At 68.5% G+C, this 13,371-nt stretch carries 13 protein-coding genes; 9 read left to right on the top strand and 4 right to left on the bottom strand.

The window, feature by feature from the left end:
- Window positions 1–178 precede the first annotated feature (178 nt).
- The gene (locus ABFT43_RS01360) at window positions 179–541 is read left to right on the top strand and encodes a DUF485 domain-containing protein (RefSeq protein WP_347958613.1); all 363 of its coding nucleotides are present in this window, start codon (window positions 179–181) and stop codon (window positions 539–541) included.
- Window positions 538–2,178, top strand: coding sequence for a solute symporter family protein (locus ABFT43_RS01355; protein WP_347958612.1), 1,641 nt, complete (start codon window positions 538–540; stop codon window positions 2,176–2,178). Before ABFT43_RS01360 ends, ABFT43_RS01355 begins: the two co-directional genes overlap by 4 nt.
- 181 nt (window positions 2,179–2,359) lie before the next feature.
- On the opposite strand, the gene ABFT43_RS01350 is transcribed toward ABFT43_RS01355, so the two are convergent.
- Together ABFT43_RS01350 and ABFT43_RS01345 are read right to left on the bottom strand one after the other, a co-directional pair.
- The gene (locus ABFT43_RS01350) at window positions 2,360–3,769 is read right to left on the bottom strand and encodes an amidase (RefSeq protein ID WP_347958611.1); all 1,410 of its coding nucleotides are present in this window, start codon (window positions 3,767–3,769) and stop codon (window positions 2,360–2,362) included.
- A gap of 20 nt (window positions 3,770–3,789) precedes the next feature.
- Window positions 3,790–4,404 carry a TetR/AcrR family transcriptional regulator gene (locus ABFT43_RS01345; RefSeq protein WP_347958610.1) on the bottom strand — a complete coding sequence of 205 codons (615 nt, stop codon included), beginning with the start codon at window positions 4,402–4,404 and terminating at the stop codon, window positions 3,790–3,792.
- Window positions 4,405–4,494: 90 nt separating this feature from the next.
- On the opposite strand from ABFT43_RS01345, the gene ABFT43_RS01340 reads away from it, so the two are divergent.
- A complete protein-coding gene (locus ABFT43_RS01340; protein ID WP_347958609.1) occupies window positions 4,495–5,748 on the top strand; it encodes an MFS transporter in 1,254 nt (417 codons plus the stop codon).
- 10 nt (window positions 5,749–5,758) lie between these two features.
- On the opposite strand, the gene ABFT43_RS01335 is transcribed toward ABFT43_RS01340, so the two are convergent.
- Window positions 5,759–6,379, bottom strand: a complete 621-nt coding sequence (locus tag ABFT43_RS01335; RefSeq protein WP_347959239.1) for a TetR/AcrR family transcriptional regulator — start codon at window positions 6,377–6,379, stop codon at window positions 5,759–5,761.
- 250 nt (window positions 6,380–6,629) lie between these two features.
- Here ABFT43_RS01335 and ABFT43_RS01330 point away from each other — a divergent pair, with 250 nt between their 5' ends.
- The 4 genes from ABFT43_RS01330 to ABFT43_RS01315 all read left to right on the top strand — a co-directional run bounded on the left by ABFT43_RS01330 (window position 6,630) and on the right by ABFT43_RS01315 (window position 10,349).
- Window positions 6,630–7,823 (top strand): acyl-CoA dehydrogenase family protein, encoded by a 1,194-nt coding sequence (locus tag ABFT43_RS01330; RefSeq protein WP_347958608.1) that lies wholly within the window; start codon window positions 6,630–6,632, stop codon window positions 7,821–7,823.
- A 56-nt stretch (window positions 7,824–7,879) separates the two neighbouring features.
- Complete coding sequence (locus ABFT43_RS01325; RefSeq protein WP_347958607.1) at window positions 7,880–8,992, top strand: acyl-CoA dehydrogenase family protein; 1,113 nt, start codon at window positions 7,880–7,882, stop codon at window positions 8,990–8,992.
- A gap of 359 nt (window positions 8,993–9,351) precedes the next feature.
- Window positions 9,352–9,780, top strand: coding sequence for a DUF350 domain-containing protein (locus ABFT43_RS01320; RefSeq protein ID WP_347958606.1), 429 nt, complete (start codon window positions 9,352–9,354; stop codon window positions 9,778–9,780).
- Window positions 9,781–9,878: 98 nt separating this feature from the next.
- Complete coding sequence (locus ABFT43_RS01315) at window positions 9,879–10,349, top strand: SRPBCC family protein (RefSeq protein ID WP_347958605.1); 471 nt, start codon at window positions 9,879–9,881, stop codon at window positions 10,347–10,349.
- Window positions 10,350–10,392: 43 nt separating this feature from the next.
- On the opposite strand, the gene ABFT43_RS01310 is transcribed toward ABFT43_RS01315, so the two are convergent.
- Window positions 10,393–11,193: an HAD-IIA family hydrolase gene (locus tag ABFT43_RS01310; RefSeq protein ID WP_347958604.1), complete on the bottom strand. Its 801-nt coding sequence runs from the start codon at window positions 11,191–11,193 to the stop codon at window positions 10,393–10,395.
- Between the two features lie 131 nt (window positions 11,194–11,324).
- Here ABFT43_RS01310 and moeA point away from each other — a divergent pair, with 131 nt between their 5' ends.
- A complete protein-coding gene (gene moeA, locus ABFT43_RS01305; protein WP_347958603.1) occupies window positions 11,325–12,551 on the top strand; it encodes a molybdopterin molybdotransferase MoeA in 1,227 nt (408 codons plus the stop codon).
- An 84-nt stretch (window positions 12,552–12,635) separates the two neighbouring features.
- A complete protein-coding gene (locus tag ABFT43_RS01300; RefSeq protein ID WP_347958602.1) occupies window positions 12,636–13,367 on the top strand; it encodes a phosphatidylserine decarboxylase in 732 nt (243 codons plus the stop codon).
- Window positions 13,368–13,371 lie beyond the last annotated feature (4 nt).

Here is a 13,371-nt window from a genome sequence, read left to right as displayed (position 1 = left end):
TCGTCGACGCCGATCGACCGCCCGTCGCAGGGACAATCGACTTCGGCGTGTGATCCACAACACCCGATTGTGTGTGATCTGCGCCTCATTCAGGCTGTTCTCCGTAGTGCCATCACAGCAGTGCCATCACAGCGTCCGATCCACCCCGGCGACGCGCCTGTGATGCGAACGAATCCCGATGGAGGACAACGTGTCGACCAATCCCGCAGTGGCTCCACCCGCGCCGACGGGGGAGCAGTTCGTCGAGATGCAGGCCAGCCCCCAGTTCCAGGAGCTCAAGTCCCGGCTGCGCAGGTTCGTGTTCCCGATGACCGCATTCTTCCTGGCCTGGTACGCGCTGTACGTCGTGCTCGGGGCCTACGCGCACGACTTCATGGCGATCCGGCTCTGGGGCGACATCAACGTCGGTCTGGTGCTGGGCCTGCTGCAGTTCGTGACCACCTTCGTGATCACCGGGCTGTACGTGCGGTTCGCCAACCGTGAGCTCGACCCGCGCGCCGAGGCGCTGCGCGAGAAGATGAATGACGAGGTCGCCCAGTGAACACCACTGACATCACGTATCTCGCCGGGACGGTCGGCAGCCCGGTCGCCAACATCGCGATCTTCGCGGCATTCGTCGCGGTGACGATGTACATCGTCATCCGGGCCAGCAAGAACAACAACTCCGCCGCCGACTTCTTCACCGGTGGACGCGGCTTCTCGGGCCCCCAGAACGGCGTCGCCATCGCCGGTGACTACCTGTCGGCGGCGAGCTTCCTGGGCATCGCCGGCGCCATCGCCGTCTACGGTTACGACGGCTTCCTGTACTCGATCGGCTTCCTGGTCGCGTGGCTCGTCGCACTGTTGCTGGTCGCCGAGTTGCTCCGCAACACAGGCAAGTTCACGATGGCCGACGTACTCAGCTTCCGGCTGAAGCAGCGGCCGGTGCGCCTCGCCGCGGCGATCTCGACGCTGGCGGTCACCTTGTTCTACATGCTCGCGCAGATGGCCGGCGCAGGGGGCCTCGTCGCGCTGCTGCTCGACGTCGACAGCCGTCTCGGCCAGTCGGTCGTGATCGCGGTGGTCGGCGCGCTGATGATCGTGTACGTCCTCATCGGCGGCATGAAGGGCACCACCTGGGTGCAGATCATCAAGGCGGTCCTGCTGATCAGCGGCGCGGCGATCATGACGTTCATCGTCCTGGCCAAGTTCGGCATGAACCTGTCGTCGATCCTGGGTTCTGCACAGGACGCGATCACCGGTTCCGCCGACGAAAAGGTCGCTGCCCGTGACGTTCTCGCTCCGGGAGCCCAGTACGGCAGCTCATTCGAGTCCAAGCTGAACTTCGTGTCGCTGGCGATCGCACTGGTGCTCGGCACCGCGGGCCTGCCGCACGTGCTGATGCGCTTCTACACTGTCCCGACCGCGAAGGAGGCCCGCAAGTCGGTGGTCTGGGCGATCGCACTCATCGGCGCCTTCTACCTGTTCACCCTGATCCTGGGTTACGGCGCGGCCGCCCTGGTCGGTCCGGACAAGATCCTCGCCGCGGCCGGCGGACAGAACGCGGCGGCCCCGCTGCTGGCGTTCGAGTTGGGCGGCGTGGTGTTGCTCGGCATCATCTCCGCGGTGGCGTTCGCGACGATCCTCGCCGTGGTCGCCGGTCTCGCGATCACCGCGTCGGCGTCGTTCGCCCACGACATCTACGCGTCGGTCATCAAGCGCAACAAGGTGAGTGAGGACGACCAGGTCCGCGTCTCCCGCTACACCGTCGTCGTGCTCGGCATCCTCGGCATCGTGCTGGGCATCCTGGCCAACGGCCAGAACATCGCCTTCCTGGTGGCGCTGGCCTTCGCGATCGCCGCTGCGGCCAACCTGCCGACGATCGTGTACTCGCTGTACTGGAAGCGCTTCAACACCCGCGGCGCCCTGTGGTCCATCTACGGCGGCCTGATCTCCACGATCGTGCTGATCGTCTTCTCCCCGGCCGTCTCCGGCTCGGCGTCGTCGATGATCCCGGGCGCCGACTTCGCCTGGTTCCCGCTGGCCAACCCGGGCATCGTCTCGATTCCGCTGGCGTTCGTCCTCGGCATCATCGGAACCCTGACGTCGCCGTCGGACACCGGTGACGTGGAGCGCACCGCGGAGATGGAGGTCCGCTCGCTGACCGGCATCGGCGCGGAGAAGGCCGTGTCGCACTAGCGGGTTTCGGCAATCCCGGTCCTCTTGGACAAACCCACCACCGGTTCTGGATCGCTGCCCGGTGGTGGGTTTGTCCGTTGGCGGCGGATCGGCCAGTCACCGACCAGCAGGGCGGTGACGGGTGTCGACCGAGACCGGACGATCGGCCGACCGCCCCGGAACCATCGCGCGAGAACGTACCTCAGTCCTGAATCCGCGCGAACGGTCGTGCCGCCTCGAGCTCGAATGCCAGCTCCAGCAGCGTCTTCTCGTCGCCGAGGTCGGCGGCGAACTGGATGCCAATCGGAATCCCCGACGCCGACTGCGCCAGCGGCAGACTGATCGCCGGGGTACCCGCGGTGTTGTTGGCCGGGGTGAACGCCACGTAGCGCGTCAGGCGGTCCATCGCCTCGTCGAAATCGATCCCGGGATCGAGGTACCCGATCTCCGGAGGCGTGTGCGCCAGCGTCGGCGTCAGGATGACGTCGAACTGCTCGTGCAGGCCGCGGAACGCGGCGGTGGCCCGGCGCAGGCCGCGGACCGACGACGGCATTCGGTAGAGGTGGCGAAGACAGTGACGCGAGAGGCCCCGGGTCAGACTGTCGAGCTGCTTGCGGTCGAACCCCTTGTCGAACAACCGCTTTCCAGTGCGGTCCAGCGCGAAGGCGAGCAGGGCCCAATAGTCGATGAACTGACGGACGTACGCCCGGTCCACCGGCAGCGGGATCATCTCCGTGCGATGCCCGAGGGTCTCGACCAGCTCGGCGACGCCGGTGACCGCCTTGTGGGTCTCGCGGTCGAGCAGCTGTCCGGTGAGCGGCTCGGTGACGAGTGCGATCCTCAGTCGCTTCCTCCCCGGTCCTTCCACCGACCCCACCCGCGGCAGGTCGCCGGCCGGCCGGATCCGCTCGGCGTCGGCTAGGAATCGGGCGGTGTCGCGGACGGTCCGGCTCACGATGCCGTTGCACACGAGGTCGATCGGGGCATCCTGGGTCTGCTTCGCCGGGGCGGTGCGTCCGCGGCTCGGCTTCAGGCCCACCAGACCACAGGCGGCCGCGGGGATCCGGATGGAACCGCCACCGTCGTTGGCATGCGCGATCGGCAGGGCGCCCGCCGCCACCAGCGCCGCCGATCCACCCGACGACCCGCCGGCCGAGTGGTCGGTGTCCCACGGGTTGCGCGTCGGCTCGCGGTCGACGAACTCGGTCGTGGCGGTGAGCCCGAACGCGGGCAGGGTCGACGCGCCGACGAGATTGACCCCGGTCGCCAGGAACTGGTCGGTGAAGGCCTCGTTCGTCGTCGCCGGTCGATCCGGCACGGCCGCCGATCCGTGCCGGGTGGGCAAGCCCGCGTAGTCGGTGTTGTTCTTGATGATCGACGGCAACGCGGCAAACGCCCCGGACGGGAAGTCGTTGTCGACGGCGCGCTTTCGCGCGCGTTCCCGATCGTCGTAGGCGACCGCGTTCAACACCGGGTTGACCTTGTCGATCCGCGCCAGCGCCGCCTCCACGGCCTCGGTCGGCGAGATCTCGCCGGAGGCGATCCGCTCCGCTACGCCGACACCGTCCAGATCCCCGAGCGCGTCGTCCGTGAACGCATGAACCCTCTTCATGCCCGGACCATATCGGTTCGTCAGGCCGACGTCGCACTCCTGGCGAAAATCGACAGGACGTCGTCGACCAGTTCGGCGGCATACGCCTCGTCGACGGCCAGCCCGAACACCGCGTGGTGGTAGAGCGGCGCGATGACGTGGTCGAGCACCTGGCGCACCGACGGGGTCGCCTCCCCGCGCCCGTTGGCGCGCGCGATCATCTCCTGCGCCTGCTCGCGGCGGATCTCCCAGCACGGGCAGAGCTCCACGACGTCGTCTCGCGCGGACACCATCGCGCGCAGGTACGCACGCCGTTTCGGCCGGCCGATGTCGGCGGCGATGACCCGAGCCCACTCGCCGATATCGCCGCGCAGCGTCCCGGTGTCGGGCAACGGCTCACCCTGCGTGAGCGCGGCGACGGCGACCTCGCCGAGCAGCGCGTCGATGGACCCCCAGCGCCGGTAGATGCTGGTCGGGTTCACCCCGGCGAGGTCGGCGACCTGCGGAATCGTCATCGTCTCCCGTTGCCCTGCACCCACGAGCTGCCCGACGGCCGTGTACACGGCCGACTGCACCCGCGCACTACGGCCCCCGGGTCGCCTGGGCCGGACGGGACCCGCGTTCTCCGCCCGGGCGTTCGCTTCGCCGGTAGCCATGCCACCATTATTGCAAACCCCGTTGCTTTTGGAGTCGCATCGCACGTATCGTCATGCTTAATGCAAAGACTTTTGCGTTAAGGAGAAGGCATGGCACCACTTCACCCGCATCGTGCGTTCTGGCTGATTGCGGCAACCTATGTGATGGTGCTGTTCGCCTCGGCGGCACCATCCCCGCTGTACCCCGTCTACCAGGAACTCTGGGGATTCTCGGCGCTCACGTTGACCCTGGTCTTCGCGGTCTACGTGGTCACGATGCTGCTCAGCCTGCTCACGGTCGGGTCGCTGTCCGACCACATCGGCCGCCGCCCCGTCCTCGCCGTCGCACTGGCCCTGCTGATCGTCAGCATGATCTTGTTCGTCGTGGCCGGTGACGTCGGGACCCTGCTGGCGGCACGTGCCCTGCAGGGCCTGGCCACCGGCGCCGCGATGGGCACGCTGACGGCGACCACCGTCGATCTGCAGCCCACCGCGCGTCTCGGGTCGACGATCATCGGCGCCGCACCGGCCCTGGGCCTGGCCGCAGGTGTCGGAGTCGCGGGCCTGCTCGTCGAATATGCACCGGCCCCAAGGGTTCTCGTCTACGAGATCATCCTCGGACTGTTCGCCGCGCTGCTGGCCGCCCTCCTCGTCGTCCCCGAGACCAGGGACCCGGAGGGATTCCGTTCGCGACGCCACCTCGCGGCGACCATCGCCCCCCAGGCCCGCGTCCCGCACGAGGTGCGGCGTGTCTTCTTCGCCGCGGTGCCCACCCTGATCGCCACCTGGTCGCTGGGCGGTCTCTACCTCTCGCTCGGGTCGTCGGTCGTCTCGAAGGTCTTCGGGGTCGCCAACCACGGCGAGGCGGGCGTCATCCTCTTCACCTTCTTCGGCAGCGCGACGATCGCGTCGCTCGTGGTGACCGGCCGGTCGCCGAGCGTCAAACAGGCATATGGTTACCCGGCGCTGACCATCGGCGTGGTGATCTCGCTGTCGGGCGTGCTCACCGAGTCCCTTCCGCTCTACGTCATCGGATCGGTGGTGGCCGGGTCCGGATGGGCGCCCACGTTCCTCAGCGCGATGGACACCATCACCGCCGCCACGCCGCCCGCGCAGCGCGGTCAGGTCTTCTCGTCGGTGTTCGTCGCGTCCTATCTGGCATTCAGCGTGCCCGCGGTGATCGCAGGAGTCGTGGTGCCGCACATCGGACTCCGCGACACGATCGTCGGCTACGCCACCTACGTGCTCGTGGTCGCGGTGGCCGGGGCGATCCTCGCGGTCGCGATGCGCCGCGCGGCGTCACGGAGAGAAGACGCGGTGACGACCGGCGCCGCACGGCAGCCGGCGACGGCCGCCAACCGATGAGCGGCCGAACCTAGTCCCGGTCCCGTAACCCGACCATCCGGGTGGCGAGCTCGGCATAGAACTCGCCCATCTCCTCGGGCGTCAGCGACCTTCCCGGCCGGTACCACCGCGCGACGTCGATGCCCATCGACAGCATCGCGTTGGTGGTCGCCTGCGAATCGCTGACGTCGAAGTCCCCACTGGCGATCCCCGCGTCGACGATCACCCGTACGCGCCGGGTGATCTCGCGTCGCAACACCTTCACCGTCTCGAGGTGCTCGGGTTCGAGCGCGGCCAGCTCGTAGTTCACGACGCGGCCGCCCACGTGCTCGCGCGCGTGGTGCTCGGTGAACGCGGCGATGACGGCGTGAAGCCGCTCACCGGGCGACGCCGACGGGTCGTCTACCTCGTCGATCTTGTCGATGATGAGTCGCGTGCCCGCCTCGGAGAGCTCGAAGAGCAGCTCCTCCTTGGAACGGAAGTGTACGTAGACCGCGGCCGAGCTCATGTTCGCGCGGCCCGCGATGTCGCGGGTCGTCGTGGCGTTGAAGCCCTTCGCGGCGAAGGCCTCGACCGCGGCGGTCAGAAGACGCTGGCGTGCCGCCGCGGACTTCGAAGACGTGCCGGTCGACGATGCCCCGGTCGACGACATCCCGGTCGATGACGTCCCGGTTGACGAGACCACACCTCACCTCCTCGACTGCGTGCTCGGCGACCTCTGCGTGGACGTCGGAAAGGTCCACGCCCAGCCGATTGACAGGCCATACTCGGCGGGGCATAGTGCAACATATCACTAAGCAAGCGCTTAGTCAGCGGGCTGTCGGCCGGGAAACCCCACGTCGCAACGCCCGCGAATGGTGTCGCCGAACACCCGGCAACCCTCGACAGGAGTAGAAGAACCCATGCACCTGAAGTTCAGTCCGGAGGAAGAGGCGTTCCGCGAGGAACTGCGCAGCATCTTCGCGAAGGTCCCGGAGGACCTCCGCAAGCGGAACGAAGAGGGGAAGCTCAACTACCCCGACGACATCATCACCTCGGCGCGCATCCTCAACGAGCACGGCGTGCACGTTCCGAACTGGCCGGTCGAGTGGGGCGGCAAGGACTGGACGCCGATCCAGTTCCACATCTACCGCGAGGAGATGAGCCTGGCGTTCGTTCCCGAGCCGCTGCCGTTCAATGCCGGCATGATCGGCCCGGTCATCGCGCAGTTCGGTTCGCAGGAGATGAAGGAGCGCTTCCTCCCCAAGACCGCCAACCTCGACATCTGGTGGTGCCAGGGGTTCTCCGAGCCCGAGGCCGGCTCCGACCTCGCCTCCCTCAAGACCCGCGCGGTCCGCGACGGTGACCACTACGTCATCAACGGGCAGAAGACCTGGACGACCCTCGGCCAGTACGCCGACTGGATCTTCCTGCTCGCCCGCACCAACCCGGATGTCAAGAAGCAGGCCGGCATCAGCATGTTCCTGATCCCGATGGACACCCCGGGCATCGAGCTGCGCCCGATCCAGCTGATCGACGGCAGCTACGAGGTCAACGAGGTCTTCTTCAATGACGTCAAGGTGCCCGCCGAGAACATGGTGGGCGAGGAGAACAGCGGCTGGACCCAGGCCAAGTTCCTCCTGGGCAACGAGCGCAGCGGCATCGCCCGCGTCGGTTACACCAAGACCAACCTCGCCCGCGCGAAGCGCCTTGCGGCACAGACCAAGACCGCCCGCGGCACCCTGCTCGACGACCCGCTGTTCGCCGCACGCCTCGCCGAGATCGAGAACGAGCTGCTGGCCCTCGAGGTCACCCAGCTGCGCGTCGCCGCGTCGTCGGCCGACGGCAAGCCGAACCCGGCGTCGTCGCTGCTGAAGCTCAAGGGCAGCCAGCTGCAGCAGGCCGCCAAGGAACTCCTCGCCGACATAGCCGGCCCGGACTCGCTCCCGGTCGCGCAGGTCAGCGCCGACGCCCCGAACGGCAGCGCGCAGGTCTCCGCTCCCGAGTGGGCCCAGCTGGCCGCACCGGAATACCTCAACTACCGCAAGGTCTCGATCTACGGCGGCTCCTCGGAGGTCCAGCGCCAGATCATCGACAAGGCCGTCCTCGGCCTCTGATCCCCTGATCTGTCGAGCCCGCTGACCACCCGAAACCTCACACAGCAAGGACAACAATGGATTTCGAGCTTTCCGAAGAGCAGGGGATGCTGCGCGACACCGTGCGCGAGGTCCTCACCAAGAACTACGACGTCGAGACCCTCCGCAAGGTGACCGACACCGATCTCGGCTGGAGCGAGAAGGTGTGGAAGTCGCTCGCCGAGATCGGCATCCTCGGCCTGACCTTCCCCGAGTCCGAGGGCGGCATGGGCGCCGGCCCGGTCGAGTTCACCAGCGTCATGACCGAACTCGGTCGCGCACTGGCCCCCGAGCCGTACCTGGACTCGGTACTCGTGCCCGGCTCGCTGCTGAGCGTCGCCGACGACGCCACGCGTACCGAACTGCGGGAGGGTCTCGCCTCCGGTGAACTGCTGATGGCGTTCGCGCACAACGAGCCCGGCGACCGCTGGCCGGTGGCCGCCGTCGCCACCACCGCGACCGCCGAAGGGGTCCTCAACGGCACCAAGACGCTTGTCGGACACGGCGATTGCGCGCACAAGCTCATCGTCTCGGCACGCGTCGGCGACGAGGTCGGCCTGTTCCTGATCGACGCCGACGCCGCCGGCGTCGGCCGCACCCCGTACCGCACTCACGATCGTCGCCGCGGGGCCGAGATCACCTTCACCGACGCGCAGGCCACCCGCCTGGGCTCCGGCGACGCGTCGCAGGTCATCGCCGACGCCGAGGTCGGCATCCAGACCGCGCTGTGCGCCGAGGCGCTCGGCATCATGGAGCGCAGCCTCGAGCTGACAGTCGAATACCTCAAGTCGCGCAAGCAGTTCGGCGTCCCGCTGGCCACCTTCCAGGCACTCACCCATCGGGCGGCCGACATGTACGTCCAGCTCGAGCTGGCCCGCAGCCTCAACCTGTACGCGATCTCGGCGCTCGCCGACGGGATCGCCGACCCGACCATCGCGTCGCGGGTCAAGCTGCAGACCTGCCGCTCGGCACGCCACATCGGTCAGGAGGCCATCCAGATGCACGGCGGCATCGGCATGACCGCCGAGTACCCGATCGCCCACTACGTGAGCCGGCTGACGTCGATCAGCCACACCCTCGGCGACGCCGACGCCCACGTCACCAAGCTGGCGGAGAACCTCGGCGATTACGAGATGATCACCGTCGGCTGACGGTGGTTCCGCCTCCCGCGTCGGCCGAGACGCGAGGAGCGACAGCGACGAGCCACGAGGGTCCGATGAGCATCCGCCACCGGGCCCTCGTGGCTCGCTGCGTTTTCATACCGCTGCCATTCCGCACCGCTGCCATTCCGCACCGCTGCCATTCCGCACCGCTGCCATTCCGCGCCGCTGCTGTTCCGCATCGCTGCCATCTCCACGCCAAGGGGCGACGGGTACCCGTCCCCGTTCGCCGATCAGCCGAGAGCCGCGACGAGGCGCGTGTCGGAATGAGCTCCCCGCTCCTCCCACCTCTGCACCCGCGGTGCCGATACTGTTCTCACCGACGACGTCGGCGAGCGAGAGGGATTCGGATGGAACTGCTGCGTGACAACCTGGCCGCGGGGGCGTCTTTCAGCCTGGTCGGCATCGCCCTGCTCGTGATCGGGTTCGTGGCACTCGACCTGGTGACCCCGGGCAAGCTGCGCGACCTGGTGTGGATCGAGCACAACCGCAACGCGGTCATCCTCACGACGTCGATGGTCATCGGCCTGTCGATCGTGTTGGTCTGCTCGGTCATCGACACCGAGCTGCTCGTCCTGTGGCGAGCCATCCTCCACACCGTCGCCTATGTCGTCCTGGCGATCGCGGTGATGATGTGGTCGTTCGTCCTCATCGACTGGCTGACCCCCGGGAAGCTGGGCACGCTCCTGCTGGAGAACGACGAGCACCCCGCGGGCTGGATCACCGCCGCCGTGTTCGTCGGCGTCGGCGCCGTCATCGGCATGACGCTGCTGGTCTGAGCGATTTTCCGCGCTCCCTCACCTGGGCGACCACGCCTTGTTGACGGACCGCCAACAAGCTATTGACGGTGCGCCAACAAGCCCATACTGTGACGGGCATGACCGCAGCACTCATCGAAGAGTCCATCGACATCGACGCCACCCCGGAACAGGTGTGGTTGGTGATCTCCGATCTCAAGCGCATGGGCGAGTGGAGCCCGCAGTGCAAGAAGATGATCGTCCGCGGCGGCACCGTCGGGTTGGGGACCAAGACCATCAACATCAACCGCCGGGGTCCGCTCGTGTGGCCGACCACCGCCAAGGTCGTCCGGTTCGAGCCGAATCGCGAGATCGCCTTCCGCGTCACCGAGAACCACACGGTGTGGAGCTACTCGATCACCCCGAAGGACTCGGGCGTCACCCTGACCGAGCGTCGCGAGGTCAACGGCTCGACCACCAAGGTGTCGTCGGTTCTCGTCGACAAGGTGCTCGGCGGCACGGAGTCCTTCGAGGCCGAACTCAAGCTCGGCATGGCCGAGACCCTCGGAAAGATCAAGCGCGCGGCCGAGAATCAGCTCGACCGCGTCTGAGATCCGGACCGGCGCCCACGATCCCGACGCCGACCCTCCCCCGTCAGACCCCGCTGATCTTCTCCATCAGCTCGGGGAGGTCGGCGACGGAATCGATGACGTGGTCCGGGTACGGCCCGAACTCGTCGCGCTGCAGCGCCCGCAGCGCCTCCTCACGAAACTTGCCGGTGCGCACGAGCACACCGATGAGCGCCGACGCCTGGGCGCCGAGAACGTCGTTGTGCATGTCGTCGCCGACCATCACCACCTGATGCGGTTCGAGCCCGAGCAGGTCGGTGGCGGCCCGGAAACCGAGCGGCGACGGCTTGCCGATCGCCTTGATCTTGCAGCCCGACGCCTTCTCGAGGCCCTCGAGGTAGACGCCGGTGTCGATCGAGAGACCCTCGGACGTCGACCAGGTCATCGACCGGTGCATGGCGATCACCGGGATGCCGTCGAGCAGCATCTCCAACACCTTCGACAGCGCGGCATGCGTGAACACCGGACCGGCGCCGCCGAGCACCACCACCTCCGCCTCGGCCGGGTCCTCGGTCAGTTCGCAACCGGTCATGTCCTCGGCGATCCTGCCCTGGTTGAGCACCCACACCCGCTTGCCCGGGTAGTGCCTCCCGACGTACTCCGCGGTGAGCTTCGCCGCGGTCAGGATCTCCTCCGGGGCGACCTCGAAACCACAGGCGGCGAGCAACTCCGCGATCTCGTTGCGTGAGCGGGAGGTGGTGTTGGTCAAGAACATCCGCGGGTAGCCGCGGTCTGCGAGTCGGGAGACGGCCTCCACCGCACCGGGCAGAGCCTTCCACGAGGTGACCATCACCCCGTCGATGTCCAGCAACAGACCCAATCCCATGGCATGAATGTAGTCCGCGCACCCGGCCGACGCAGGACTGGCATACCGCACCCGGCTCATCTCAGGCGTGCCCGCTCGACCCCTCCCGGGGAGCCTCCGGCGCCGCCGATCGCACCTGGCATGCTGAGCGCATGCGTACCGTCGCAGAGCATCAGGCCGTCGTCGCGTCACTGTTCGACGCCCCACGTCCCGTCCGTCTACCGGTGTCCGAGGCCCTCGGACTGGCCACCCTGGCCGATGTCGAGGCGCCGCTGTCGCTGCCGGGCTTCGACAACTCGGGTATGGACGGATTCGCGGTCGTCGCGACCGATCTCGCCTCCGCGACTCCCGAGAACCCCGTGACGCTGCCGGTCGCCGAGGACATCCCGGCCGGACGCACCGACGCGCTGACCCTGCGCCCGGGCACCACCCACCGGATCATGACCGGCGCTCCGCTGCCCGCCGGCGCGGACGCGGTGGTGCCCGTCGAACTGACCGACGCGACGGCCGGCTCGGGTGCGGCCGCCGCGCAGGTCACGTTCACCGCCCCGGTCGAGGTCGGCAAGCACATCCGGCGCGCCGGCTCCGACATCGCGGCGGGTACGCGGGCGCTGCCCGCGGGAGCCGTGATCGGCGCACCCCAGATCGGCCTGCTCGCCGCCCTCGGCATCGCCGAGGTGACCGTCGGCGAGCGACTACGGGTCGTCGTCCTGTCCACCGGATCGGAGCTCGTCGAACCCGGGAAACCGTTGCGGCACGGGCAGATCTACGAGTCAAACGGCGTGATGCTCACCGCCGCCGCCACCGAGGCCGGGGCGAGCGCGCGCCACGTGCACTTCGTGCCCGACGACACCGCCGGATTCCTCGCCCGCCTCGACGAGGTCGCCGGCGCCGCGGACCTGATCATCACCTCCGGCGGGGTCAGTGCAGGCGCCTTCGAGGTCGTCAAGGAGGCCCTGTCGGCAACGGGTGCGGTCGAGTTCGTGAAGGTGGCGATGCAGCCGGGTATGCCGCAGGGTTGCGGACACTACCGCGACGTTCCGATCATCACCCTGCCGGGCAACCCGGTCAGCGCGCTGGTGTCGTTCGAGATGTTCGTCCGGCCCGCGCTGCGTGCCGCGATGGGCCTGGACCCGGACCGCCGGCGGGTGACCGCGCGGCTGGGTTCCGACATCCGCTCGCCCAGGGGCAAGCGACAGTTCCTCCGCGGCGTCTTGCGTTCGACGGACTCCCCCGCCGGCGTCGTCGTCGACCCGATCGGACCGCCTGCCTCGCATCACCTGCGGTATCTCGCCGAGGCGGACGCCCTCATCGACGTGCCCGCCGACGTCGACGGGCTGCCCGCCGGATCGCCGGTGGACGTGCTCGTCCTCCGCTGAGCTCTAAGCTGGACGCGTGCCGCATCCGCGAGGATGCGCGATCATCACCGAACGCCCGCAGCGGGCAACCGTAGGAGGTAGACCGTGGCCAGACGTCCGCGTCCGGACGACCCCGGCGACACCGGTCGTGTCGCCCATTTCCTCGACCTGGCCCGCGAGACCATCCCCCCGATCCACCCGGCCGGTATCCCGTTCGTCGCCGCACCGGCGGCCGTCGCGCTGCTCGGGCGCCGGCACCGCTGGATCGCCCGTCCCGCGGCCCTGACCGCCGGTGCGTGTGCCGCCTTCTTCCGACATCCGTCGCGGGTCCCGCCGACCGAACCGGGCGTCGTCGTCGCTCCGGCCGACGGCACGATCGCCCTGGTCGACGAGGCGGTCCCACCCGCCGAATCCGGGCTGGGCACCGAGCCGCTCCCCCGCGTATCGACGTTCCTGTCGATCTTCGACGTCCACGTGCAGCGCGTACCCGTGAGCGGTACGGTCACCGCGGTGACCCACACGCCGGGAGCCTTCCTGTCCGCGGATCTGCCCGAGGCCAGCCGCGACAACGAGCGGACCACGATGACCCTCCGCACCTCGGCCGCCGGCGGCGAGCCGGGGCCGGAACTGGCGGTCGTGCAGATCGCGGGCCTCGTCGCCCGGCGCATCGTGTGCAACGCGAAGGTCGGTGACACCCTGCGCATCGGCGACACCTACGGCCTGATCCGCTTCGGTTCCCGCGTCGACGTCTACTTCCCGGCGGGCACCCGTCCGCGGGTGGCGGTCGGCCAGCGCGCCGTCGGCGGCGAGACGCCCTTCGCCTACCTGGACCTCTAGACCC

The sequence above is a fragment of the Gordonia aurantiaca genome (genome assembly GCF_039939235.1).
Taxonomy (GTDB): domain Bacteria; phylum Actinomycetota; class Actinomycetes; order Mycobacteriales; family Mycobacteriaceae; genus Gordonia.
Note: the sequence above shows the minus strand (reverse complement) of the source record. Positions and strands in the feature narration are given on the sequence as shown.

What these genes read in the sequence shown, in the direction of transcription:
- ABFT43_RS01360 (WP_347958613.1), top strand. Translation starts at nt 179, where the DNA reads ATGGAGGACAACGTGTCGACCAATCCCGCAGTGGCTCCACCCGCGCCG.
- ABFT43_RS01350 (WP_347958611.1), bottom strand. Translation starts at nt 3,769, where the DNA reads ATGAAGAGGGTTCATGCGTTCACGGACGACGCGCTCGGGGATCTGGAC.
- ABFT43_RS01345 (WP_347958610.1), bottom strand. Translation starts at nt 4,404, where the DNA reads ATGGCTACCGGCGAAGCGAACGCCCGGGCGGAGAACGCGGGTCCCGTC.
- ABFT43_RS01340 (WP_347958609.1), top strand. Translation starts at nt 4,495, where the DNA reads ATGGCACCACTTCACCCGCATCGTGCGTTCTGGCTGATTGCGGCAACC.
- ABFT43_RS01335 (WP_347959239.1), bottom strand. Translation starts at nt 6,379, where the DNA reads ATGTCGTCGACCGGGGCATCGTCGACCGGCACGTCTTCGAAGTCCGCG.
- ABFT43_RS01330 (WP_347958608.1), top strand. Translation starts at nt 6,630, where the DNA reads ATGCACCTGAAGTTCAGTCCGGAGGAAGAGGCGTTCCGCGAGGAACTG.
- ABFT43_RS01325 (WP_347958607.1), top strand. Translation starts at nt 7,880, where the DNA reads ATGGATTTCGAGCTTTCCGAAGAGCAGGGGATGCTGCGCGACACCGTG.
- ABFT43_RS01320 (WP_347958606.1), top strand. Translation starts at nt 9,352, where the DNA reads ATGGAACTGCTGCGTGACAACCTGGCCGCGGGGGCGTCTTTCAGCCTG.
- ABFT43_RS01315 (WP_347958605.1), top strand. Translation starts at nt 9,879, where the DNA reads ATGACCGCAGCACTCATCGAAGAGTCCATCGACATCGACGCCACCCCG.
- ABFT43_RS01310 (WP_347958604.1), bottom strand. Translation starts at nt 11,193, where the DNA reads ATGGGATTGGGTCTGTTGCTGGACATCGACGGGGTGATGGTCACCTCG.
- moeA (WP_347958603.1), top strand. Translation starts at nt 11,325, where the DNA reads ATGCGTACCGTCGCAGAGCATCAGGCCGTCGTCGCGTCACTGTTCGAC.